The organism is Hyphomicrobium sp. (genome assembly GCF_051860585.1).
In the GTDB taxonomy this organism is placed as follows: Bacteria; Pseudomonadota; Alphaproteobacteria; order Rhizobiales; family Hyphomicrobiaceae; genus Hyphomicrobium_C.
This window is the reverse complement of the sequence record NZ_JBHYDS010000016.1, coordinates 45,425-69,004: the sequence shown is the minus strand read 5'-3', so window position 1 is coordinate 69,004 and position 23,580 is coordinate 45,425. Positions and strand designations below refer to the sequence as shown.

The window sequence follows — 23,580 nt, the reverse complement described above, 5'->3', positions numbered from 1 at the left end:
CCCAGCCGAGATCTTTCTTGCTCAACTGTTGCACTTCGAATGTGAATCCACATCCCGGCCTTCGCCGGGATGACGGATGTACGTGCGGACAGCCCCCCAACCTCACGCGCAGCCCATGCGCCGCATACGACCGGATGGCGGACGGTTGTTGTGTGAGTTTGTGGACGCCTCTTCTCAACGTCATCCCGACGTCATGGCGGAGCCATGCTTCGCATGGACGGTCGGGACCCACGCCAGCGTCCACAAACGCCACGCCGCGGTTCTCAGAGGACAGCACCACACGGAATCGCAAGCCAGCTGCGCGAGGCGAACGGCCAGCAAGCCGTCCCCACCGCTGCCTAAGGCTCGAGTTCGGTATCCCAGTAGAGATAATCGAGCCAGCTATCGTGCAGATAGTTGGGCGGGAACAACCGGCCGTTGCGATGCAGCTCGAACACCGTCGGCCGATACGGATGCTGATAGGGCCGCATGCCCGCGTCCCACGGCATCGCGCCGCCCTTCTTGAGATTGCAGGGCGCGCACGCGGTGACGACGTTGTCCCAGCGGGTCAGCCCGCCACGAGAGCGCGGGATCAGATGGTCGAACGTCAGGTCCTCGCGGCAGCTACAGTACTGGCACGAGAAGCGATCGCGCAAAAACACGTTGAACCGCGTAAACGCGGGATAGAGCGCTGGTTTGACGTAGGTTTTTAGCGAGACGACGGACGGCAGCCGCATCTCGAAGGACGTGCTTCGCACCGTCCGGTCGTATTCGGAGACGATGTTGACGCGATCCAAAAAGACAGCCTTCACCGACTCCTGCCAGCTCCAGAGCGATAACGGGTAGTAGCTCAGGGGCCTGAAGTCGGCGTTAAGAACCAGTGCCGGAAAGGATTCCGGCGTGGCAGCATGAGCATTCACTAGCTTGCTTCCAGTCGGTTCAAATCAGGGCGTCACCCCCGCTTTCGCGAGCGGATACTAGCGACGCATGTCAGCTCTGTGAAGCACCAGGAGCATCCCCCGGTCATTACTGGGGGAAACCACGAGATCTTGCTGATTATACGACGGAATATGCAGGCTGGATGACAGTCAGCGCGGAGGCTCGCGAAAAACGTGGAATGCCCACAACAGTCGTGCGGCCACTCCGCGCCAAGGCCGCCAGCGCTCCGAGATTTCGAGCAGTTCCCGCGCGCTCGGCCGGGCTTCGAGGTCGAGCGCCCGCTGCGCGGCCAGTTGCAGTGCAAGATCGCCGGACGCAAACCCGTCCGCGTGGCCGAGGCAGAACATCACGTAAATGTCCGCCGTCCAGGGCCCGATGCCGGACACGGCGAGGAGGTCCTCGCGCAACGTCTCGACGGACGCGTCATCGGATTTAGCTGTATCGAGAGACAGCCGGCCGGCCAGGATCGCCTCCGCGACCGCCCGCAGCGTCTTCACCTTTCCGCCGGACAGCCCCGCCGCGCGCAGCGCCCCGATGTCTTCCCGCAAAAGCGCGTCAGGTTCGAACGGATCGACAAGCGCCGCCGTGCGCCCCCAGATGGCGCGCGCGCTCGCGGCCGAAAGCTGCTGGCCGACGACGACCTGCGACAATCCCGGAAATCCTGCCGGATGGCGGCGCAACGGCGGATTGCCGACGAGCGCATGCACACGCGCGAGCCCCGGACAGAGCGTCTTCAACGCGGCCGTCCCGGCGCGAATATCGGCGTCGGTGTCCAGCGTGCGCACACGTGCACGCGCTCGCGCTGGTTTATGTGGACGACCCGCTTTCGGCGTGGCCACGGCGGCCTCCTCGCTTTTCGTTCTCTCCATCCCAATTTAGGGTGTTGAACCCGGATTTGGGTAGTCTCGCGTGGAGGTGGTGACATGGGGCGCACCTGGACGATTGGCGCCATTGCGGTGGCGATCATCGCGATCGCATGTCCGAGCCTCGCAGCGCGCATCCGGCTGCAGCAGTGGGAGACGATCGCCAGCGCGCGCTACGGCTTCATGATCGCCTATCCCGGCTCGGTCTTCACACCACGCGACGCCGCTCCGGGCGAGGACGGCCAGGTGCTCACCTCGCATGACGGCGCGGCGCGCCTCGTGGTCGGCGCGTTCGCCAACGACAGCGCCGCGACAATGATGGAATATCGCGATCAGCTCCTGACCGAAAACTACAGCGGCGCCGATATCGACTACGCGCCGATCAAGCGGGGCTGGTTTGTCGTGTCGGGAACACGGGGCGACATGCATTTCTACGAGCGCGTGAGCTTCACCTGCGGCGGACGGCTCATCAACAGCTGGGCGCTGCTCTATCCGGTCTCCGAGCGCCACATCTACGACCGCATCGTGGAGGCCGTGGCCCGCACCTATCAGCCCGGCGCAGGACGCACCGGTCAATGCGATTGAGCCCAATGCGATTGACGCCATGAGCGGTCGCCCCGTCCTGCGCTTTGCGCCAAGCCCGAATGGCGAGCTTCACCTCGGCCACGCTCTCTCCGCATGGGTCGGTTCCGACATGGCGCGCCGCCTCGGCGGCCGCTTTCTGCTGCGCATCGAGGACATCGACATCGCGCGCTGCCGCGAATCCTACATCTCGCAGATGTACGAGGATCTGCACTGGCTCGGGATCTCGTGGGAGGAGCCGGTGATGCGCCAGAGCGAGCGCTTCGTCACCTACGGCCGTGCCTCCGATATGCTGCTGAAGCTCGGCCTGCTCTACCCGTGTTTCGCCACCCGGTCCGAAATCGCCGAGGCGACGAAGGCCAATCCCAACGCGCGCGATCCCGAGGGCGCACCGCTTTACCCGGGCCTGCACAAAAACCTCCCGCCGGAGGAAATCGCGGCCCGCTTGGCGCGCCACGAACCCTTCGCCCTGCGCTTCGATATGGAACGCGCCCTCGACTCGCTCGAGCACATCACGGGCTCGCGCCTGGTCACGTTCACCGAGCTGGATGCGGATGGCGCACCGACCCTCATCGAACGCGATCCCGCCGTATGGGGCGACGCCGTCATCGTGCGCAAGGACGTGCCGGCGAGCTACCACCTCGCCGTGACCATCGACGACGCCTTCCAGGGCGTGACCCACGTCACGCGCGGCCGCGACCTGTTCGAGGCCACCAGCCTGCACCGGCTGCTGCAGGTGCTGCTGGGGCTCAAGGAGCCGCTCTACCATCATCACCCGCTGCTCAACGATGCCGCCGGCCGGAAGCTCTCGAAGAGCGAACGGGACACGTCCCTGCGTGAGCTGCGCGAGAGGGGCGCAGACGTGTTGCAGCTGCGCCACCAACTGGAGCTGTCCCTTCAGAGCACGCACGAGTCACCGGCGAATCCGCCGTAAACGCATATTTCCCATGGCAAACCATTGGGTTGTAAGGTAGAATTAACGCGTAACTCTCGCGACTCCTGGGCATCACGTGAAGAAGCCCCGCAAGCAACGGTCGAAGGGGAAACCCCACCGCGCAAGTGCGCTTGTGGCCTCGCATCCGCGCGGCAAGTCGAGCGCGCCGTCGCATGCCAGATCGGCGTCGCCGTCCCGACCCAGAAAAACCAGAACGGCATGGTCGCGGAGCGCGACGTCAGCGTGGACACGCAGCGCAGCGCGGACGCGCAACGCGTGGTCTCGCAGCCTAACGTGGGCGAGCGCCGCAGCCGCGCAGTCACGCGTCGCAGTGTCTGGTCTCGCGGCATCCCTGCGCGACGCCACCAACGACGTCACCAACAAAGCCAAGACACTTCGCTTTGACGATGTCCGCTGCGGCGCTGCCCTGCTTTGGTCGGACGCAAAGTCTTCGGCGGCGCGGCACTCCGGGAGCCTGCTGGCCCATTGCGCCCGGCTGGCCGAGGTCGCGGCGCCACGCGAGCGCTTCGACCGCATCCGCGCCGGCGCGCGTTCGTTCGCGCAAGCTTACGGACACGATGAGCGCCAGGCCTTCGCCCTGCTCATGTTGCCGTTCCTGCTCGTGGCGTCGGCGATTGTCGTGCATCAGAGCGTTCGCAGCCTGCACGCCTACATGACGCTCGCCGGCATCCGGACACCGGACACGGTGCTCGCCCCCGTTCTGCCACCCGCTCCGCCACTTCGACTGGCGGCCGAAACCGCTCCCCGGTTGAGCGCGCGCGAAGCGGTCGCCCAGCGCGTCGCCCTGTCGCCCGTCGCAGGCGGCCGGGTGACCCTTGCTCCCACGCACGCATCCCCGCGACCGCTGACGGAGCCCCGCCTGCTTCCCCGCGCAACGGAGGTTCCGCCCGGCGCAGCTCTGCTTTCCCAATTCGCCGAAGCGACCATCCCGGCCGTCTCGAAGCCGGAAAGAACCAGCACGCCGTCGTCCACCAAACTTGCGCTGTTGGCCCCGTTTGCCGCCATCGACCGCAATGCACGGCCCAGCGCCGTCGACTCCATGGCCGCCATGGACACCGACGAGCATGGCATCCCGATCCGTCCCGGCATCTGCACGACCGACGATGTTCCCCGCCCCATCTCCGCCTCCTTCACCGCCGCCAGCCCGGCGAGCCTGAGCGACGAAGCGTTCGGCCTCGAACTGGCCAAGGCAGCCCAATCGCAGGTCGGAAAGTTTGTCATCTATAACGACGCCTACCGCAGCATTTCCTATCCCATGGGAGACGTGAACGACCTGTTCGGTGTCTGCACCGATGTCGTCGTGCGCGCCTACCGTGCCCTGGGCATCGATCTGCAGGCACTCGTGCATCAGGCCCGCGCAGGCTCCGGCGACACGAATATCGATCATCGCCGCACCGAGGTGCTGCGCCGCTTCTTCGCCGCGAAAGGCGAAAGCTTGCCCCCGTCTGCGTTTGCCGAGGATTACCGCCCCGGCGATATCGTGACGTACTACCGGCCGCAGAACCGGGGCGCGCGCGCGCACATCGCCATGGTGTCGTCGGTCGTTGCCCCATCGGGGCGGCCGATGATCGTCCACAACCGTGGCTGGGGTCCGCAGCTCGAAGACGCGCTGTTCGTCGATGAGATCACCGGCCATTACCGCTATCGCAGCGCGCCGCCGACGCGCGATGCAGGCGTGAAGGATGGCGGAAAGCGCCTGGCGGTCCGCGCGACGGAGAGCGCCCCGGCTTCGACCGTTCTCTCCGTTCGCTTCCCCGGACCTTGACCCGCCGCCGTGCCCCGGCCCTTGATGGACAGGCCGAGACAGACGGGCGCCGGGCAGCCTGCGCACCGCTCTCACGAGAAGTTACCATTCAAACTGAAACTACTTGCCTAAATAAGCGAATAAGCTCAGTTTTTGGGTGCCCAACAGACTTGCTGCGACCACTATCGCCGCCGCGCGCACGAGTGCGCCGCGTCACGCATGGGACCTCCAATGCTCAGCCTGAGACTGAAAACGCCCGGCCCCTTCTGGCTTGAGGACCTGATGTACCTGGCCGCCGACGAACTCCGCCGGCTGCCGGAACGCTCCGCGCGCGCCGCTGCGCGCTGGCGCCGCGCCGTCGGCCGAATTCGCGCTGTCCGCGATGCCTCGGCCGCCCTGCTGCACCCCGAAACCCTGATCGCCCGCGCGCTGCGGCGTCAGCCGCCAAAAACCGCCGTCCAGCAGTTGGCCCCTGAGTTGGCTGAGCCACTGGAATGGAGCCTGGCCACCCGCGCGTTGACCGAAAGCCACCTGGGCGCCGGAGCTGTCAACGCGCTTCACAAGCAGGCCGGCGAGCAACTCGACTCCGCGTCCTACGTGCTCGCGCGCCTCCGCGACGAGTTGCGCCCGCTGATGCTCACGACGGCCCTGCCCGGCGACGAGCCCGTGGAGCTCCGCGGTTCCGCCGCGTTCGAAACCTCGCTCGACGCTCTGCTCGCACTCTCGCGTGAGAACGCCGCCACCCGCCCGAAAGAACGCGCCCTGTCGGCCGCTTGATCAAGATCGGCCGCGAAGCGCCAGCACGTTTGCCGCCGATTTTTGCAGCCGCAATCCAATTAGCTCTTGGATATTCTGCGGCGAGCAGGTCAAACGGTCCAAGACGAGACGGCCCTGCAGCGGGCGGGATGTGAGCGTATCGCCAGATGACCGACGAGCCTACCGAGACCGTGCCCGCAAGCGCTTCGACGATGGCGTCCCGCATCGCCTTCGCTTTCGAGCGTCAGCTCGACATGCCCCTCGCGCCGGGCCTCTACCTCGTCGCCACTCCGATCGGACATCTCAGCGATATCAGCCTGCGCGCGCTCGCAACCTTGGCCCAGGCCGACGTGGTCTATTGCGAGGACACCCGTCACAGCCGCACGCTCGTCGCGCACTATGCGATCCGCGCGACGCTGCGCCCCTACCATGAGCACAACGCCGAAGAGCAGCGCCCCCGCGTACTGCATGACCTCTCCCAGGGGCGCAAAGTGGCGCTGATTTCGGACGCGGGCACGCCCCTCGTTTCCGACCCCGGCTTCAAGCTGGTCCGCGAAGCCGCCGCCGCCGGCCATTCCGTGGTCGCCGTTCCCGGCGCGTCCGCAACGCTCGCCGCGCTGACCGTCTCGGGACTTCCGACCGACGCGTTTTTCTTCGCGGGCTTTCTCCCGTCCAAAGAGGGCGCGCGCAAATCCCGCATCAAGGAGCTGTCCGCGGTACCGGGCACACTTGTGTTTTTCGAAGCCCCCACGCGCACCGCCGCAACCCTCGCCGATCTCGCCGCCGTGCTGGGCGACCGCGATGGCGTCGTCGCGCGCGAGCTGACGAAACTGCATGAGGACGTGCGCCGCGCCCCGCTGACCCAACTTGCACGCGTTTTCGAAGAGGCCCCGCCCAAAGGCGAGATCGTCATTCTCGTCGCTCCCCCCGGCGAGACCGACGTCAGCGACGCCACGATCGAGAGCCAGCTCGCGGCCGCGATGGAGACACTCAGCATGCGCGACGCCGTGCGGGTCGTCTCGGACAACCTCAAAGTGCCGAAAGCCCACGTCTACGATCTGGCCCTCGCCCTCAAGAAGGCGCAGCGGAGTGCCGACGAGTGAACGCGCCAGCCGAGCGTCGCGCCCGCGAGCGCCGGGGCCATTGGGCCGAACGGATGGCCGCGATTGCACTCATGACGCGCGGCTATCGCATCCTCGCGCGACGCGAAAAAACGCCGCTCGGCGAAATCGACCTGATCGTGGTCCGCGGAAAGCGCGTCGCCTTCGTCGAGGTCAAGCGCCGCGCCACCCGCGAATCCGCCGAAGCCTCCGTCACCGCCGCGCAGCGCGCCCGGGTCCGCAAGGCGGCCAGCCTCTGGCTCGCCAGGAACAGCGGGTATCAATCTTACCGGATCGGCTTCGACATCGTCTTTTGCATCGGCCTGCGCTGGCCGCAACACCTTGAAGACGCCCTCTGATCGATCCGGCGGCGCGAACGGCCGCCGCACACGAACATGTGTGTTTGCCGGGACTTCCTGCTCACGCCCGGGATGGTCTATACGGTACACTGTTACAATGTCTGACAAGGCCCGAACGGGCGTCCCAGGGAGAACGCAATGAGAAGATCGATTTTCGCTTGGTCACTGGCTGCGGGGGCACTCGCCCTGGGCGCTCAGACCGCACTCGCCGCCAGCCTCGTCTCGGCCCGCAAGCTCGAGATTAACGTCGACGAGGCCAAGGTCGAAGCCGAGCGCAAGGAGCTCTGGGAGAAGGTCGGCGGCTGGTGCGCGATCCAGGAATGGCATCCGGCAGTCGCCAAGTGCGAGGAAAGCAAGGAAGGCGACGACACTTTCCGCACGCTGACCCTTAAGGGCGGCGGCCATGTTAAAGAGAAGCTCGTGGACACCGGCACCACCAGCTACCGCTACGAGATCATCGACACCACGCTGCCCGTTAAGAACTACGACGCTCAGTTCTCGGTCACGCCCGACGACGACGATCTGGACGAGATCAACATCAGCTGGAGCGCCACCTACGACCCAGCCGACGGCAAGGACGCCAAGGAAGCCCGCGCCGTGATCGACGGGGTCTTCAAGGACGGCATCGAGTCGCTCAAGGCGAAGTACGGTAAGGCCGACGCCGATCATGACGACGACAAAAAATAGCCTGCGGCCTGTTCAAGAAAGAACAGTCCAATGATGACGAAGGCGCGTTCCCCCCGGGGATCGCGCCTTTTTCCTGCGGGCGCGCGAATGCCGTCCGGCATCGGACGGGGAAGGCGTCGCGGCTGCGCAGTAACCCAGTAGAACATCAGCGTTTTCCGGATAGAATGCGGAAAGCGAATACGCCGACAACCGCCGCAAAGGCGGACACCCCAACCGCCGCCAAGGCGGGCGCAACGAAACGGAGAGGGAGAGACACATGAGCCGACTGTACGGACCGCAGCATCGCGCCCTTCAGGATGAATTCGAAAGTCGCAGCATGGCCGACCGCGTCGAAGCCATCGCCGCGAAGGCCGAGGTCGACGACACCGCGCGCGCCTTCATCGAGAGCCGCGACATGTTCTTCCTGTCGTCGATCGATCACAACGGCCGCCCGACCGTCTCCTACAAGGGCGGCGACCCGGGCTTCGTCCGCGTGCTCGACGCCAACACGCTGGCCTTCCCGAGCTACGACGGCAACGGCATGTTCTATTCGATGGGCAACATCACCGCCAATCCGGAGATCGGCTGCCTCTTCATCGACTTCGAGCGTCCCTTCCGCCTGCGCCTGCAAGGCCGCGCCGAGGTGGTCAAGAGCGGCGCGCTGATGGGCCTGTTCAACGAGGCCGAACTGGTCGTGAAGGTCGCCGTGTCCGACGTCTGGATGAACTGCCCGCGCTACGTTCACCGCTACAAGAAGGAAGCCGCGTCCCGCTACGTGCCGCGCGCCGAAAAGGAAACGCCGCTCTGCGAATGGAAGCGCATCCAGGGCCTTGAGGACGTCCTCCGCCCGCATGAACTGGCCGCCGTCGAGAAGGCCGGCCAGATCAGTGAGGAAGAGTGGATGGGCCACGTCTTCGCCGGCGACGACAAGGCGTAACACCGATGGCGCTGCGCGTAGCCTGCCAGATGGACCCGATCGAGCGGATCGACATTCGCGGCGACAGCACGTTTGCGATCCTGCTCGAAGCCGAGCGGCGGGGCCACGAGATCTTCTACTACACGCCGCAGAACCTCGCCCTCGACGGACATGATCTCGTCGCCCGCGGCAACGCGCTCAGCGTTGTCGACACGGTCGGAGATCATTTCCGCCTCGGCGCGTGCAGCCGGCAGAACCTCGCCGAATGGGACGTCGTGCTGCTGCGGCAAGACCCGCCGTTCGACATGGCCTACATCACGACGACGCACCTGCTCGAACGCATCCACCCGAAGACGCTGGTCGTCAACGACCCGGCCCACGTGCGCAACGCGCCCGAAAAGCTGTTCGTGCTCGACTTTCTCGACCTCATGCCGGCGACACTCGTGACGCGCTCGCTGGACGACGTGGCCGCCTTCCGCCGTACCCATAAGGACATCATCGTCAAGCCGCTCTACGGCAACGGCGGCGCGAGCGTGTTTCGCATTCGCCCCGACGACAGCAACCTCGGCGCCCTCGTCGAACTGTTTCAGACCGTGTTCCGCGAGCCCTTCATGGTGCAGGAATATCGTGCCGAGGTGCGCCAGGGCGACAAGCGCATCATCCTCGTCGACGGCGAGATCGCGGGCGCCATCAATCGCGTGCCGGCCGAAGGCGAGACGCGCTCCAACCTGCACGTCGGCGGCACCGCCGTGAAAACGGAGCTGACCACCCGCGAGCACGAAATCTGCGCGCGCCTCGCGCCGGAACTCAAACGGCGCGGCCTGATCTTCACCGGCATCGACGTCATCGGCGGGTTTCTCACCGAGATCAACGTCACCTCACCGACAGGCATCCGCCAGGTCAAGGCCTTCGGCGGCAACGACATCGCCGCCATGATCTGGGACGCGATCGAAGCGAAAGTCGCGAACGCCGCCTGAGATTTGATTGTCCGACGGCGGCTGAACGCTCAGTGCAACAGAGCCACGGCAGACATTTTTGTATACTTCTCTGGTAGACATTGACGTGCACGTCTGTATCCTGAATTGGTCAGAGTGATCATAGCCAGCCAACCAGGGGACGGTGCCCCGTTGCCAGCCAACTACTTCCTGACATTCCGATCAGGGGCTTGGGGGCTGGACGATGAAGACGATACTGCGCGCGGGCGCGCGTTCTTTTGTGTGCGCACTGACGCTCGGCGCCGCACCGATTGCTGCACTGGCGCAAGACGCGCCACCGCAAGCTGCACAACCCGCCGAACAACCGGCTGAACTGCCGCCGCTCGAAGTGACGGCCAAGAGCACGCCGAAGAAGCAGGCCGCAAAAGCATCGAAGGCGAAAGCCGCGCCGCAGCAGGCCGCACCGCAAGCCGCGGCAGCGGAAGACCCGCCCGAGCAGTCGCGCTATACCGGCGTGACCAACGGCGCTTCGCCCGTGAAGGACTACGTCGCGACGGACTCCGCCGTCGGCACCAAGACCAACACGCCGCTGAAGGAGACGCCGCAATCGATCTCCGTCATTGGCAGGGAGCAGATCCGCGACCAGGGCGCGCAAAGCGTTCAGGAGGCGACGCGCTACGTGCCCGGCGTCTTCGCCGATCCCTACGGCCCCGACAGCCGGGGTGACTCGACCATCGTGCGCGGCCTTTCCGGCCAGTACTTCATCGACGGTCTCCGCGCGACCTACGGCTACAGCCAGACGATGGCCCCGATCGAGCCTTACGCCCTCGAGCGCGTCGAGGTCCTGCGCGGCCCATCGTCCATGCTCTACGGCCAAGCGCCGACCGGCGGCATCATCAATGCGGCGTCCAAGCTGCCGAGCGATCTTCCCTACACCGAGATCGGCGTCGACTATGGTTCTTTCGATTTCAAGCAGGTGCGGCTCGACTCCACCGGCGCCCTCACCTCCGATGGCAAGTGGCTCTACCGTGTCGTCGGCCTCGCCCGCGATGCGGACACCCAGGTCGACCACGTCGAGAACGACCGGCTGATGCTGGCGCCGTCCATCACGTATCGCCCGACCAGCGACACCAGCATCACTGCTATGAGCCATTTCCGCGACGACCACAGCGGCTCGACCCAGCAGTTCCTCCCCGCCATCGGCACGCTCACTCCGAACAAGCACGGACAGCGTGTTCGGCACAGCACCTTCGCCGGCGAGCCGGACGACTACTACGACACCCAGTCTCAGTCCGGCACGCTCTTGATCGACCACAAGTTCAGCGCGGACCTGAAGCTGCATCACGCGTCGCGCTATGCGCACACGGAGAACGCCTACGATTCGAGTTATCCCGCGATCCTGACGCCGGCGCGTTTCAGCTTCCTTGCCGGGCTCGGCATTGCGTTGGACCCGTCCAATGCGCCGTTCCTGAACGCAGATGAGTCCCAGGTCGCACGCGCGCGCACCAAGACGAACCAGCAAACGGACGTCTTCAACACCGACACGAATCTCACGGGCACCTTCCGCACGGGCTGGGCCAGCCACAAGGTGACTGGCGGTATCGACTACATGCACTATGGAACGGACCAGCAGAACGCAGGCACGCTGATCGACAATCTCGTTCCCGGCCAGCCCCCTTTCGACATCTATGATCCACGCTACGGGCGATCGACATTCCTGCTGTCGCTCGGCGGCGGCTTCGTGCCCGCCAACGACGTGCCGATGTTCGCGCGCCCGCATGAGGCTCAGATCCAGACCGGCCTCTACATTCAGGACCAGATCAAGCTCGGCCCCTGGACCGGCGTGTTCGGCATCCGCCAGGACTGGCTCACGGCCGAACAGGCAGGCGCCCCGGACGAAAAAGACGCCGCAACGACCGGTCGCGCCGCGCTGATGTACAATTTCGACTTCGGCCTCACGCCGTATGTCAGCTATTCCACCTCATTTGCTCCGCTGCCCGGCCAGCCGGTCGGCGATCACATCCTCGCGACGGTCTACGGCCAGACGCTTCGGCCGGCCGGTCCCTTGGAGGGCGAGCAGGTGGAAATCGGCTTCAAGTATCAGCCGAACGGCGCGCCGTTCGCGATCAACGCCGCTCTCTACGAACTCACGGAAGAAAACCAGATCGTCCAGCCCGACATTCTGTTCGATGGCATCCAGGGCGCGAACGTCAAGGTTCGCGGCTTCGAGATCGAGGCGCTCGGCAAGGTCACGCCGGAGCTCAAGATCATCGGCACCTACTCCTACACGGACGCGATCTACGAGAAGTATCCGGAGCTGTTCCCGTACGCGAGCGGCATCCCCGCCTTCATGGAGGGCAAGCGCGTCGACGGCATTCCGCAGCATCTCGCCTCGCTCTGGGCGATCTACAGCGTGCTGGACGGTCCGTTGCGCGGCCTGTCCTTTGGTGGCGGCGCCCGCTACGTCGGCAGCGCCGAGAGCAATGGCGTCGAGATCCAGCTCGTGGGTCCGGGCATTCCCGTCATCGGCCAGGAGCGGAAGATCACGACGCCGTCGTTCACGCTGTTCGACGCGATGGTCGCCTACGAGACCGACGATTGGCGCTGGCAGCTGACGGCGCAGAACCTCGAGGACAAGTTCGTCGTGACGTCGTGCGCGGCCTATCGTGGCGACTGCTTCATCGGCCAGGCGCGCACCATCCTCACCGGCTTCACCTACAAATTCTGAGCACTCGGGAGTAAAGACGCATTGAATTTCGCGACCCAGGAACACCTTCTCCTGACGCTCGCCGGCGGTCTGATCATGACCGCCGGCGTCGTCATGTTGCGCAAGCGCTGGCTGGCGCGGCGCAAGGGCGGTCTGCCGCTTCCGATCGGCGGATGGCTCGCCGTGCTTTTGTCCGGTGTCGTTCTCGCGCAGGCGTGGGGCGCGGAGCTCGGCGTCACATACGCGCTTGGGGCGATCTCGCTCGCCGCTATCGCGGTCATCTCGGGGACGTTCGAGCGCCGCACGAGCAAGGCCCGCGCGGCCCGAGAATCGCCCTACGATCCTGAAGAGCGCCAGACCAACTGGCATCGCGGCGTCGCCAAGAGCGTGCTCGCCATCGTGCTCGCCGGCATCGCCGCCATCGGCATCGGCGTGGCCGTCGCCGTCAACTTCCCCATGCCGCCGCAGGATCGTACCGTCGTCGGCGGCCTGCTCGTTCCCATTCTCTGGGGCGGCGGCATGGCCTGGACGCTGTGTGATCCGCGCCTTCTGCGGGCAACGATCATTCTGCTCACGGTTTCGGCTGCGGGTTTCGCCGTGGCGTTTCTTCCTAAGGTGCTTTCCTAATGCAGGATCAGACGCTCCAGACGGCGCGTAAGAAGGCGTTCCTTTCGCCCGAGTTCGTGCGCGCCATGCTGGCCGGCCATTCCGCGCTCGGCATCGCCTTCGCCGCCTTGATCTACATTGTCTGCCTCACCGGCACCCTGAGCGTCTTCCTGCACGAGCTGCAGCGTTGGGAGCAACCCGATGCGCCCGTCGTGACCGCTCCGCTGACACCCGAAGCCGCCGCCACCGCACTCGATCAAGCCTATCGCAAGGCGCTGGCAGCCGGTGCCGCGCACGATGTCTTCATCATGGGACCCAGTCCCATGCAAGACCGCCTGCTCGTCAACTTCCACGACCACGACACGGACGTCGAAGGCAATTGGATCGCGAACGGCAAGGGCGAGCTGGTCGTCGAGAACCGCGCGCCCTGGTCTCAGTTCGTGGGTGACCTCCACATGCATTTGCATCTGCCGCGCACGTTCGGCCTGTTTCTTGTTGGCCTGACCGGTGTCGCGCTACTGTCCTCTCTCGTCTCGGGACTGCTGTCGCATCCGCGCCTGTTCAAGGACGCCTTTGCGCTGCGATGGGGCGGCTCGCGGCGCCTGCAGGAAGCCGACCTGCACAATCGCCTCGGCGTTTGGGGCTTGCCCTTTCACGTCGTTGTCTCGACGACCGGCGCGCTGCTGGGGCTTTCGACACTGATCGTCGGCGTGCTCGCCCTCGCCGCCTATGACGGCGATTCCGAGAAAGCCTTTGCGACCATCCTCGGCCCCATGGCATCGGAGGACGAGACCGCCGCGCCGTTGCCGGACATCGCCGCCATGATCCGGGCCGTGCAGGCCGAGCACAAGGACGCCGAGTTCGTAAGCGCCAACTTCGGACACATCGCCAAGGCCGGCCAGGTCGTGCACCTCGGCATGCGCACGCCGGGCCACCTGGCCAATGCGAACAGCTACTACTTCGACGGCTCCGGCAAGCGGCTCGGCGATGGCGGTCTCGAAACCGGCACCATCGGGCAGCAGATTCTCGGCGCCCTTCAACCTCTCCACTTCGGATGGTTCGGCGGCATCGCCGTCAAGGTCGTCTATGCCGTACTGGGCCTCGCCCTCACGTTCGTCACGCACAGCGGCGTCGCGATCTGGCTGGCGCGGCGGCGCGACGCCGGGCGGCCGACGCCGTTTTGGGAGACGATCTGGGCCGCCGTCACGTGGGGACAGCCTCTGGCCATCGCCGGCGCCGCGCTGGCGATCTTCTCGGGCGGCGAAGCGTTCGCCCTCGCCGCATACCTCGGATTGACGATCGCGTGCCTGGTCGCCGCGCCATTCGCCGGCGATGCTGGCCAGGTGACGCGCCTCCTGCGCGCGGCGTCCGGGCTCGCGATCCTGACTGCGGTCGCCATTCACGCCTCCCACTGGTTCAACCGGGCGACGGACCCGGCGTTCTCCTGGGCGGCGTCGACACTTGCGTTGGGCGGCTTGATCGTTCTGCTCTCCGCACGCCGCCGCCCGACAGCCTAGAGTGCTTCCGGAAAAGTGGGGAGCGGTCATGGCAAAGCCATGCAAGCAATGGCGTCCGATAAGAAGCACGATAAAACAAAGGCTAGAGTCTTTCCGCGATTCAACCAAAACCGGAAAGACTCTAGACCCGCAAACGAGAAGGCCGCCCGCTTGCGCGGACGGCCTCGATTGACGGGCAGGCTTAACGGGTGAGAGACGGGGATGATCTCACCAGTTCAACTTGACGCCGCCAGTTCCCTGCCAGCCTTCGACATCGCCGAAGTGGTATTCGCCGGAGCCATAGAGGCTGACGTTGTTTGCGAGCTGGGCATTGACGCCGCCGCCCACCGAGTACCAGGTTCCGCCGATGTCGCTGGTAAAGTCGGTGCCGTTGATTTCGCTTGTGCTGGTCCCTTCGAAGTCCTGATAGACGTTGACGATGGCGTAGGGCGAGATGTAGCCGCCGCCCGGCTGAGCCCAGTTGCCCTGGATCTGCAGACCGAGACGGCCGACCAGGCTTTCGCTGGACCCATACGACACGGCAAGCGCATAAGCGGCGTCGGTGAAGTTGTTGACCGTGAGGTTCGTGTAGGCGAGCTGACCCTGCGGCTGGAGAACCAACCCGTTGCCGATCGCAAACCCGTAGCCGACTTCCGCCGAGCCCGAGAAGGCATCGCCATCGGACGACCCGCGAGCCGCCCGGTTGTTCGCCGCCATGTCGAAGTCGAGGAAGTCGACCTTCACGACAGCGTCAGCATAGAGACCTGTGCCTGCGCGGCCCTGCTCGTAAAAGGTTGCGTAACCACCGAAAGAGTAGCTCTCGGCATCCACCGACGAAGATGAGGCAGCCCCGAAGATCGTCGCATCGACGCCCGCGTCGGCCGTGCCATAGCCACCGAATGCGCCGACCGCCAAGCGGCTGCGGCCCTCACCCGCGATCACCCCGCCGGCGCCAACGAGTACGCCGCTGCTCCGCTGCGAGAAGTCGAAGCCTTGCTTGGCGTCGACATCCACGTCGGAGTAGTGACCGCGCACCCAGACCAATCCGTCTCCGCTGGTCGCGCCGTCGTTATGGCCTCCGCGGATTTCACCGAGACGCTTGTAGAGCGTATCGAGGCCGCCCGACACGAGCCGCTGACCGACCGACGGTGCGGTCGTGTACGCCGGAACCTGGTCGAGCAGATCGGACTGCAGCCGCGCATCGTCGCCGCTGACAGCAAGGCGGTAGGAGAACGCTCCCGCCACGACTTCCTCGCGTCCGCTCAGCGCGTTCGCAGCGAGGCGGAAAGAATCCGCAGCGAAGGCCCCGCTGTCGCTGGCCGCGATCACGATGCCATCCGGACCAGTCGCCGCGCCAGCGCCGCCCACGTTGTTGACGTAGATCGTGGTCGTGCCCGCGACCGTGCCTTGGATCGAGAGCAGGTCCGTCGGCGAACCCGCGCCGCCCAGCTCCGTATCTAGGGCGAGGTTGCCGCCCGTCGACGTGTAGGGTCCCACCACCGTGAGATTGTCGCCCACGACGCCGTTCAGCATCGTGATGGTGCCGTTGTTGACGAACGTGTTGCCACCAACGTTGAACGTCACGCTCACGGGAGCCGCGCTCGGGCCGTCATCGTCGTCGTCATCGTCGTCGAGAGCCATCAGTGCGTCGTCGTCATCGCCTCCCGCCGCGCCGGGCAACGCACCGATGCGCAGCACGCCGCCAGTTGCGAAGGCGTTGTAGTACGACGGCAAGCCTGCGAGAGCCTCGAGGCCGGCGCCGCCCTGCAGCTCGAAGTGCTCGGTCGTGAACGAGACTTCAGTGCCGGAGAGATGCAGCTCGGACGTGCCATCGACCGTGACGGAGTCCTCGAACTCATACTCGCCTTCGCCGAGTGTCAGCTTCGACGCGCCGGTGACGGCAAGATGCTCGAAGTCTTCCACTTCTCCGAGCGCCAAACGGCTCGCGCCTCGAACGATGAGACGATCTACGCCGGCGCCACCAGAGAGTTCCGTAATCTCGAACTCGCCGGGCTCGTCTTCTTCGCCATTAAGCTCGAGGTTACGGGCGCTCTGGTCACCTGTGTTGATGGCACCTTCGAAAATCAGCGTGTCGTTGCCGGCGCCGAACTCTATTTCCTTGACGTTCACCACCATCTTGCGACCGTCCGTATTGGCCGGTGCGCCAGCGAGCGCCGCGTTGAGATTTGTCGTGCTCAGCGCAGCATCGTTTGCAGAGGCGCTGTTCACGAAGGCCTGGAAGGCCACACGGTCGGCTGCATTCATCGCGTGGATGGGATCGAAAATGACGGTGACGTGGGTGTTGGCCGCGCCGCCGAAATCAGTTGCACCGAACTCCATTTCCTCAGCGGTGATGCTGCCGGAGCGGAAATAAAAGACGGGATCGCGCGTGGCGTTAGGGGTGCCGGCGTTGCCGTTCTGGAATTCGAAAACTTCAGCACCGTTGGTCGTCGCGCCGTCGAATACGAGAGTGTGGTTCACAGAGCCACGGTTGATCTCGATGCCGCCGGTCTCGACAGTTCCGCCCATCAGGTACGTGAAGTTATTCTGACCGGAACCGCCTTGAATCTCAATATTGTTGAACGTACCGCCGAACACGAAAATCCGGTCTGTATCGCCGAGCGAGTTGTTGCCGGTACCAGGGTTCATGTTCACGTTGATCACGCCGCCGTTGATGATCATGAGATCATTGCCGATGCCGCCGGTCGCCGTGCCACCCGTCAAAACCGCTCCGTCGTTCACGGTGAGCTTATCGTCACCAGCGAGAAGGTTGAGCGCAGTGCCGTTCGCGTCATTGCACTCAACGACGTCGTTGCCTGCCGTAGCGGCCGGTCCCGGGCTGAACGAGCACGCAGCCATCGCGGTGTGCGAAACCGAGAGGCTGAGTGCCACGGTGAGTGAAAAGGTGGCAGCGGCGGTCGTGAACCGGCGAGCCCTGAATTTTGAGCGAGTCATATCGTCCCCCATCCCCAGATGTTGGTGCTTCTGTCGATTTTTTGATTTTTGTTGTGTGTTTCGAGCTAGTTAAGCTGCGAAACGATGTGTGCTACGACCACGGCGGCCGTAGACTGCCAGCGAGAAATCGCGGCTGTGGAACGGAAGGCGCAGAGCCCAGTCCAACGCAGTACATGATACGTCCCCCCTGCTTGGCACCCGACCGGCACGCGTTGGCCGATGAAAGTCCCAGGCAAATCCCGTCTTTAACTTTGGCCGACCGGGCCACGGCAAATGCCCAGATCGAGCCAATGTCGTTTGTCCAAACTGGCGGCGCATTTTGCTTTTGAAAACAGGACGAATTCCCTACCTCCGTAGAATTGCTGCGGTATGCGGAGGGATGTTGCAACAGAGTTACATAATGACGCATTCGAAGCCGCTCCTGGGAATAATGTCCTGGAGGCTCCACGCGGCAGCTCACGAACAAATGAACATGCTCGACCAGCGGCGCGGAGGCGCAGGCCGCGACGAATTAGCAAATCAGGTCTTGTTGGTACGGCGTAGTCTCGACGCCACTTACGGTGATCACCAACACGGATCGCGCACGGCTTACGCGCGCCAGATCCCAACAATATAAAAAGACACAAGGGACCGGAGACGTTTGGAGAGGGCAGCGCAGCTCTTATTCCAGGGTCCCGACCATGATCGAACTTGCCTTAGTCGTCTGCCTCGCCGCCGAACCTGCCAAGTGCAAGGACGTCGGTCTCGTCTACGACAGCGAGGCGCTGACGCCGATGCAGTGCCTCATGCGCGCGCCACCCGAAATCGCGAAGTGGACCGAGTCGCACCCCAAGTGGAACGTGAAGCGTTGGACCTGCCGCCCCGCCGGCCAAGTCGCCAAGACCTGATGCGCTCTCTCGGCGAGTGGCGCGCCACGGCCCGCCGATTTCATGACCGGCGCACAGACCTCAGCGCTTTGTTTCTCCCGTCGTGCGCAATTTGCAATGAACCGCGCACGACGGGCTCATAGAAGACGGGCTTACGGAAAGCGACCCGCGCACGGAGTTAGCGGAAAGTGACGTGGTCACGCGGAGATTGACGGGCGTCCGGCACACGACAGGTGCACCGCACGACAGCCGTCGAGGGAATGACGACGCGCAGCGGGCAACGGCACGCACCCTGCGATCGAGCACGGACGCGCGCCTCAAGATGTTTCGGGCGAAACCCAGGGATCGTAGCTACCAAAACTCCAGGCGTGCCCTTCCGGATCGCGCACCGAATAGCTGCGGCCACCGTAACTCTCGCCGCGTGGCGCGATCACGATCTCAGCGCCCTCGGCGGTTGAACGCGCGCAATGCGCATCCACGTCGTCGACGATCACGTAGATCGTCTGCGTGCAGCGCCCTCCCGCACGCGCGGGCAGCGTCATGACCTGCCGGCCGAACTCGCCCCCTTGATCGGGCCCCAGCATGATCATGCCGTTACCGAGCACGAGCTCGGCATGCGTGACCTTCCCCGCCTCGTCGCGGTAGACCGCATGCTCCCGAAACCCGAACGCCCGGCACAGCCACGCAACCGCTGCGTCCGCGTCCTTGTAGCCAAGATTGGAAATGAGCCCGCTCTTGGGACGCTCGTCTGCCATGCCGGTCTCCTTGTTCCGTTCGCGATCAGGGGACTATTCGCCACCGGAATGCCCCCCGACCCCGCCGTTTTCATGACCGGGGCGAGCCGCCCTCGCGGATCCATGCCGCTTACAACCAACGACATTGCCGCCCAGCTCATCGCAGAACGGGCGCTAGACCAGTCGGATGCGAAGCTGCATGGGCTAATGACAAAGCGCGTTGGAGTGGCGCTAAGCGGTCAGCGGGATAAGGACGTGGCCAAGTCAACGGCTGGACCGGGAATGTCGATGCTTTGGAACCTCGCATCGCCTTGCCCGTAACGTCATCACTTGCGCTTCCCGACTTTAGCCGTGGATTTCTTGTTTGAGGCCTTGGTTGGCTTTTTCTCGGCCTTCTTAGCCCTAACTTTCGGCGGCGGCGTCCATGCGTCGCGTTTGGCAATCGCCTCAAGCTCCCTCTCTATCAACGCCGTGGATTTCTTCGTAACGCCAGCTTCCGAAGCGTGCGCCTTCCATCGTGCCACCGCGCTTTGCACACGCTCGATTATCTCAGGTGCCTCTGAAATCCCGTGCTTCTTAGCAAGGGTCAGCAGGTGGGCAACTCCCGGAGTCTTTCCCTCCCCCATCACCATCATCATACGTTCGCCACCCTGCCCTGACGAAAAGGTCAAATCATAGGCCGGAGCCAGAGCCCATTGTCCATCGCTGCCGAGAAGGAAAGAAACGTTCTTGGCATGATCGTCCTGATTGTGCGCAAGGACATTGAAGCACGCGAGAGCGAAAGCCCTTTCGGCTTCGCGAACATCTTTTGTTAATGCGGCTACTACCTTCAAGAGGAGGTCATAGTCAAAAGTTGGGTTGGCGTGATCGACGCCGACGAGACCAGAAAGGCTGTGCATGTGCATGCGCGCATCCCCATTCCGATCAAATCGCTTTGTACCGAAATATCGCTTCTTCTTAGCGCCAAACAAATAGGTCTCCGGCACAGTCACACCTGCGTCCGCAGCCATGAGGCTATAAGCGTATTCAATCGGACCCATGTCGGGTGCATCCAACATTGATGGAAACTTGACCATCCAATGTGAGAACCCTGCAGGGAGTTTGCGTGGTCCGTGAATGATACGCTGTTTGTCAGCGCTCACTTGCGCGACGATTTTTGGTCGCGCGCCGGAAGAAGCGCCGTTTAGCTTAAACAACTTCTCAACGACATCATCCTGTTCGCCCGCGAGGACCGTCGCGGATTCTTCCGCGATCCGATCAAGATGAAGTGTCGTGGTGCCTTCGTCGCCAGTCCGATCTGGTTCATAGACAAGCGCGCCCATGCCATGACGACCGACGTACGCCAGCCGATCAAGCGGCGTCAGTTGGCCACGATTGATACCATGTCGTTCTACAGCACGATCAAGAAGCAAACGCCCCCACCCGTCCGGGAGGCTGTCGTTGAACACGCCAAATAGACCGTCGAATACCGCCGCATCGCCGATCGCGATACCGGTCGCGAGTGGAAGGCGGAACGGCGATATCTGGATGCTAGAGGCTATGAACTCAGCATCGTATTCAAAAAGAATTTGACGGTTCGTGGCGGCGATACGGCCGACTTTGCGGCGCTGTTTGACGTCCAAGTAAACGGTCAAAAGATCGGTCGGTTTGTACTTCATCACCGCCGCGCTCGGTTTCGCTGTTTAGAGCGGCGACTGGACAGCACGTCGTCAAGGGTCTGCGAAGTGATGTTCCTCGCATCCTGCGCACCAACTTCATCGAAGTCTTCAAGTACGTCCAACACCAGTGCTAATTTAAGCAGAGCCTCGAATGATATCATGCCGGCTTTTTCAAAGCGCCGAAGCGTATGAAGATTTACACCCGAGCGCTCTGCAAGCTGGGCTTGAGTTATGTTCATGTCGAGCCGCCGCTTCCTGAAGCGATCACGTAGATCGAGCGCGACATCCGATGGCGTTCTTAGATTAAATCGTATCATATTATCACTTAACCTAATTTAGGCGACTTAAGTGATAATATATTACGATTTAATATGGGACAAGCGCAAAGTTCCGGAGGGGCAGCGGATGGTTTGCCGATAGGCTTTCCAGGTCCTGCTGACGGGGCGGGCCATCGCGAGACCAACTACCCGCTTGGAAAGTGAGCCATTGTCGAGACGGCAGTGATCTTCCATCCAAGCCGCGTGGGCTGCCTATTGATGTAGATGCTGCCGGCTCAAACGGTGACGTTGCCCGTCCACCCAACCGTTTAAGGGTGGGCGCAATGCTACGGATGACGGGAAAGGCCTCTCGGCGTCATCGTTTTCGTTTCTGCGCCCACCGACGGATCATCCCCACCCCCCGCGTTCACAACACGGATCAGTTCGGGGAAGGGGCGTGCGATGTACGGAACCATCGCGACGGTGGCGTTTGTCGGCGTAGAAGCCCGCCCCGTCGATGTGCAGGTGCGGATCACGCCCGGCGCGCAAGCCTTCGCAATCGTCGGCCTGCCCGACAAGGCGGTGGCCGAAAGCCGCGAGCGCGTCCGCAACGCCCTGCACGCCGTCGGCCTTGGTCTTCCCTACAAGCACATCACCGTCAATCTCGCCCCGGCCGATTTGCCGAAGGAAGGCAGTCACTTCGATCTGCCGATCGTGCTCGCCCTGATGGTGGCGATGGAGGCGATCGCGCCCGAGGCGATCACGCGCTACGCAGCCATCGGCGAACTCGCCCTCGACGGCTCGATCCGCCCCGTGCCGGGCGCGCTCCCCGCCGCCATCGGCGCCAACGCAATGGATAAGGGCCTCATCTGCCCGGAGTCGTGTGGCCCCGAAGCGGCCTGGGCCGGCGAAGACGCGGACATCCTTGCAGCCCCCCATCTCCTCTCCCTGGTCAATCACTTCAAAGGCCTGCAAACCCTCGCCCGCCCGAAGCCCGCGCTTGCGCGCGAGGAAACGCCGCTGCCGGATCTGCGCGACGTGCGCGGCCAGGAAAGCGCCAAGCGCGCGCTCGAGGTTGCGGCCGCAGGGGGGCATAACCTGCTCATGATCGGTCCCCCCGGCTCGGGCAAATCCATGCTGGCCGCGCGCCTGCCCTCCGTGCTGCCGCCGCTCACGCCCGAGGAAATGCTGGAAGTCTCGATGGTCCACAGCCTCGCCGGCGAGCTGATGGGTGGAAAGCTCTGCACCCAGCGCCCGTTCCGCGCGCCGCATCATTCGGCCAGCATGGCGGCGCTCGTCGGCGGCGGCTCACGTCCGCGCCCTGGCGAAGCGAGCCTCGCCCACCTCGGCATCCTGTTCCTGGACGAGCTTCCCGAATTCCAGCCGGGCGTGCTCGATGCGCTGCGCCAGCCGCTCGAAACCGGCGAATTGATCATCGCCCGCGCCAACCATCGCATCGCCTACCCCGCGCGCATGCAGTTGATCGCCGCCATGAACCCGTGCCGATGCGGCGGCGGACCGGGACAGTCCTGCAAGCGCGGCCCGCGCTGCGCCGCCGACTACCAGGCTCGCATTTCAGGCCCATTGTTGGATCGCATCGATCTGCAGATCGAAGTGCCGGCGGTGTCCGCCGCCGACCTCGTTCTCCCCGCGCCGCAGGAAGGCAGCGCCGAAGTTCGCGCCCGCGTCACCGCCGCCCGCGCCCGGCAACGCCAGCGCTTCGCCGCCCAGGGCGTCACCACCATGCGCACGAATGCGGAATTGAGCGGGCAGCTTCTCGATCAGATGGCCACGCCCGACAGCGCCGGCCTCGCACTCCTCAGGCAAGCCGCCGACACGCTGAAGCTCTCGGCCCGCGGCTTCCACCGCGTGCTCCGCGTCGCCCGCACCCTCGCCGACCTCGATGCGGCCGAGCAGATCGCGCGCATCCACATTGCCGAAGCGCTGTCGTACAGGGGAGAGACGCTGCGGCAGGAAGGTGGGGCAGTAAGGCAGTCGGCAGTGAGGCAGTCGTGACTCAGGGAATCAGATCGTATCGCGACCTGAGGGTCTGGCAGTTGGCGATGGATTTGGCTGAGGAGGCTTATCGCCTGACGCACGTCCTGCCAGCCGCTGAAATCTATGGGATGGCATCGCAGATCCGAAGGTCGTCTGCGTCGATACCTGCAAACATTGCGGAAGGTTATGGCCGCGAGAGCACCGGAGCTTATGTCCAGTTTCTCCGAACAGCCCGCGGCTCACTCAAGGAATTGGAGACCCATATCTTGCTGGCCGAACGCGTCGGCCTAGTCGAGCCCGCCAGCTCAGCACCAATTCTCAAACGCGCCGAAGACATCGGCAGGATGCTAAACGCGCTAATCAAATCATTACGCAGCAGGCAGCAGGGCTAAAATCCTACTGCCTCACTGCCCAGCGTCCATTCAGAAACAAGCTGAGCACGTCGCCAGATCGGTGAACACACTGAGCGAAGCACTCCGCAGCAGGCAGCAGGCCAAAAACCCTACTGC

The 23,580-nt window shown here is 64.1% G+C and carries 21 protein-coding genes; 15 read left to right on the top strand and 6 right to left on the bottom strand.

Annotated elements, in window-relative coordinates; all coding sequences use genetic code 11:
• Positions 1 to 338: 338 nt before the first annotated feature.
• Positions 339 to 899, bottom strand: a complete 561-nt coding sequence (locus ACTIFK_RS18470; protein WP_439544483.1) for an HNH endonuclease — start codon at positions 897 to 899, stop codon at positions 339 to 341.
• A 168-nt stretch (positions 900 to 1,067) separates the two neighbouring features.
• Positions 1,068 to 1,703, bottom strand: coding sequence for a DNA-3-methyladenine glycosylase family protein (locus ACTIFK_RS18465; protein ID WP_439544482.1), 636 nt, complete (start codon positions 1,701 to 1,703; stop codon positions 1,068 to 1,070).
• 138 nt (positions 1,704 to 1,841) lie between these two features.
• Between ACTIFK_RS18465 and ACTIFK_RS18460 the strand changes: the two genes are divergently transcribed.
• The 12 genes from ACTIFK_RS18460 (at position 1,842) to ACTIFK_RS18405 (ending at position 14,624) form a co-directional block, all read left to right on the top strand.
• Positions 1,842 to 2,366, top strand: coding sequence for a hypothetical protein (locus tag ACTIFK_RS18460; protein WP_439544481.1), 525 nt, complete (start codon positions 1,842 to 1,844; stop codon positions 2,364 to 2,366).
• A 19-nt stretch (positions 2,367 to 2,385) separates the two neighbouring features.
• Positions 2,386 to 3,297 (top strand): tRNA glutamyl-Q(34) synthetase GluQRS, encoded by a 912-nt coding sequence (gluQRS, locus tag ACTIFK_RS18455; protein WP_439544480.1) that lies wholly within the window; start codon positions 2,386 to 2,388, stop codon positions 3,295 to 3,297.
• 331 nt (positions 3,298 to 3,628) lie between these two features.
• A complete protein-coding gene (locus tag ACTIFK_RS18450) occupies positions 3,629 to 5,083 on the top strand; it encodes a DUF1287 domain-containing protein (RefSeq protein WP_439544479.1) in 1,455 nt (484 codons plus the stop codon).
• 210 nt (positions 5,084 to 5,293) lie between these two features.
• On the top strand, positions 5,294 to 5,839 hold the full coding sequence (locus tag ACTIFK_RS18445) for a hypothetical protein (RefSeq protein WP_439544478.1): 546 nt from the start codon (positions 5,294 to 5,296) through the stop codon (positions 5,837 to 5,839).
• A gap of 146 nt (positions 5,840 to 5,985) precedes the next feature.
• Positions 5,986 to 6,921 (top strand): 16S rRNA (cytidine(1402)-2'-O)-methyltransferase, encoded by a 936-nt coding sequence (rsmI, locus tag ACTIFK_RS18440; RefSeq protein ID WP_439544477.1) that lies wholly within the window; start codon positions 5,986 to 5,988, stop codon positions 6,919 to 6,921.
• The gene (locus ACTIFK_RS18435) at positions 6,918 to 7,277 is read left to right on the top strand and encodes a YraN family protein (RefSeq protein ID WP_439544476.1); all 360 of its coding nucleotides are present in this window, start codon (positions 6,918 to 6,920) and stop codon (positions 7,275 to 7,277) included. The genes rsmI and ACTIFK_RS18435 overlap by 4 nt, the downstream gene beginning before the upstream one ends.
• Before the next feature lie 138 nt (positions 7,278 to 7,415).
• The gene (locus ACTIFK_RS18430) at positions 7,416 to 7,964 is read left to right on the top strand and encodes an SRPBCC family protein (protein ID WP_439544475.1); all 549 of its coding nucleotides are present in this window, start codon (positions 7,416 to 7,418) and stop codon (positions 7,962 to 7,964) included.
• A 256-nt stretch (positions 7,965 to 8,220) separates the two neighbouring features.
• Entirely contained in the window at positions 8,221 to 8,880 is a 660-nt protein-coding gene (locus tag ACTIFK_RS18425) for a pyridoxamine 5'-phosphate oxidase family protein (RefSeq protein ID WP_439544474.1), read from the top strand.
• A 5-nt stretch (positions 8,881 to 8,885) separates the two neighbouring features.
• Positions 8,886 to 9,836 (top strand): glutathione synthase, encoded by a 951-nt coding sequence (gshB, locus tag ACTIFK_RS18420; RefSeq protein WP_439544473.1) that lies wholly within the window; start codon positions 8,886 to 8,888, stop codon positions 9,834 to 9,836.
• A 202-nt stretch (positions 9,837 to 10,038) separates the two neighbouring features.
• On the top strand, positions 10,039 to 12,522 hold the full coding sequence (locus ACTIFK_RS18415; protein ID WP_439544472.1) for a TonB-dependent siderophore receptor: 2,484 nt from the start codon (positions 10,039 to 10,041) through the stop codon (positions 12,520 to 12,522).
• A gap of 21 nt (positions 12,523 to 12,543) precedes the next feature.
• Positions 12,544 to 13,128 (top strand): hypothetical protein, encoded by a 585-nt coding sequence (locus ACTIFK_RS18410; protein ID WP_439544471.1) that lies wholly within the window; start codon positions 12,544 to 12,546, stop codon positions 13,126 to 13,128.
• Positions 13,128 to 14,624, top strand: a complete 1,497-nt coding sequence (locus ACTIFK_RS18405; protein WP_439544470.1) for a PepSY-associated TM helix domain-containing protein — start codon at positions 13,128 to 13,130, stop codon at positions 14,622 to 14,624. The genes ACTIFK_RS18410 and ACTIFK_RS18405 overlap by 1 nt, the downstream gene beginning before the upstream one ends.
• Positions 14,625 to 14,831: 207 nt before the next feature.
• Here ACTIFK_RS18405 and ACTIFK_RS18400 read toward each other — a convergent pair whose 3' ends face one another.
• The gene (locus ACTIFK_RS18400; protein WP_439544469.1) at positions 14,832 to 17,558 is read right to left on the bottom strand and encodes an autotransporter family protein; all 2,727 of its coding nucleotides are present in this window, start codon (positions 17,556 to 17,558) and stop codon (positions 14,832 to 14,834) included.
• A 680-nt stretch (positions 17,559 to 18,238) separates the two neighbouring features.
• On the opposite strand from ACTIFK_RS18400, the gene ACTIFK_RS18395 reads away from it, so the two are divergent.
• Entirely contained in the window at positions 18,239 to 18,445 is a 207-nt protein-coding gene (locus ACTIFK_RS18395; protein ID WP_439544468.1) for a hypothetical protein, read from the top strand.
• Positions 18,446 to 18,741: 296 nt separating this feature from the next.
• Here the strand turns inward: ACTIFK_RS18395 and ACTIFK_RS18390 are convergent, their stop codons facing one another.
• The 3 genes from ACTIFK_RS18390 to ACTIFK_RS18380 all read right to left on the bottom strand — a co-directional run bounded on the left by ACTIFK_RS18390 (position 18,742) and on the right by ACTIFK_RS18380 (position 21,133).
• Positions 18,742 to 19,179 (bottom strand): VOC family protein, encoded by a 438-nt coding sequence (locus tag ACTIFK_RS18390; RefSeq protein ID WP_439544467.1) that lies wholly within the window; start codon positions 19,177 to 19,179, stop codon positions 18,742 to 18,744.
• 305 nt (positions 19,180 to 19,484) lie between these two features.
• Entirely contained in the window at positions 19,485 to 20,816 is a 1,332-nt protein-coding gene (locus ACTIFK_RS18385) for a type II toxin-antitoxin system HipA family toxin (protein ID WP_439544466.1), read from the bottom strand.
• A complete protein-coding gene (locus tag ACTIFK_RS18380) occupies positions 20,816 to 21,133 on the bottom strand; it encodes a helix-turn-helix domain-containing protein (protein WP_439544465.1) in 318 nt (105 codons plus the stop codon). Before ACTIFK_RS18380 ends, ACTIFK_RS18385 begins: the two co-directional genes overlap by 1 nt.
• 402 nt (positions 21,134 to 21,535) lie before the next feature.
• Here ACTIFK_RS18380 and ACTIFK_RS18375 point away from each other — a divergent pair, with 402 nt between their 5' ends.
• Positions 21,536 to 23,089: a YifB family Mg chelatase-like AAA ATPase gene (locus tag ACTIFK_RS18375; RefSeq protein WP_439544464.1), complete on the top strand. Its 1,554-nt coding sequence runs from the start codon at positions 21,536 to 21,538 to the stop codon at positions 23,087 to 23,089.
• On the top strand, positions 23,086 to 23,463 hold the full coding sequence (locus ACTIFK_RS18370; RefSeq protein WP_439544463.1) for a four helix bundle protein: 378 nt from the start codon (positions 23,086 to 23,088) through the stop codon (positions 23,461 to 23,463). The genes ACTIFK_RS18375 and ACTIFK_RS18370 overlap by 4 nt, the downstream gene beginning before the upstream one ends.
• The last annotated feature ends 117 nt before the right edge of the window (positions 23,464 to 23,580 follow it).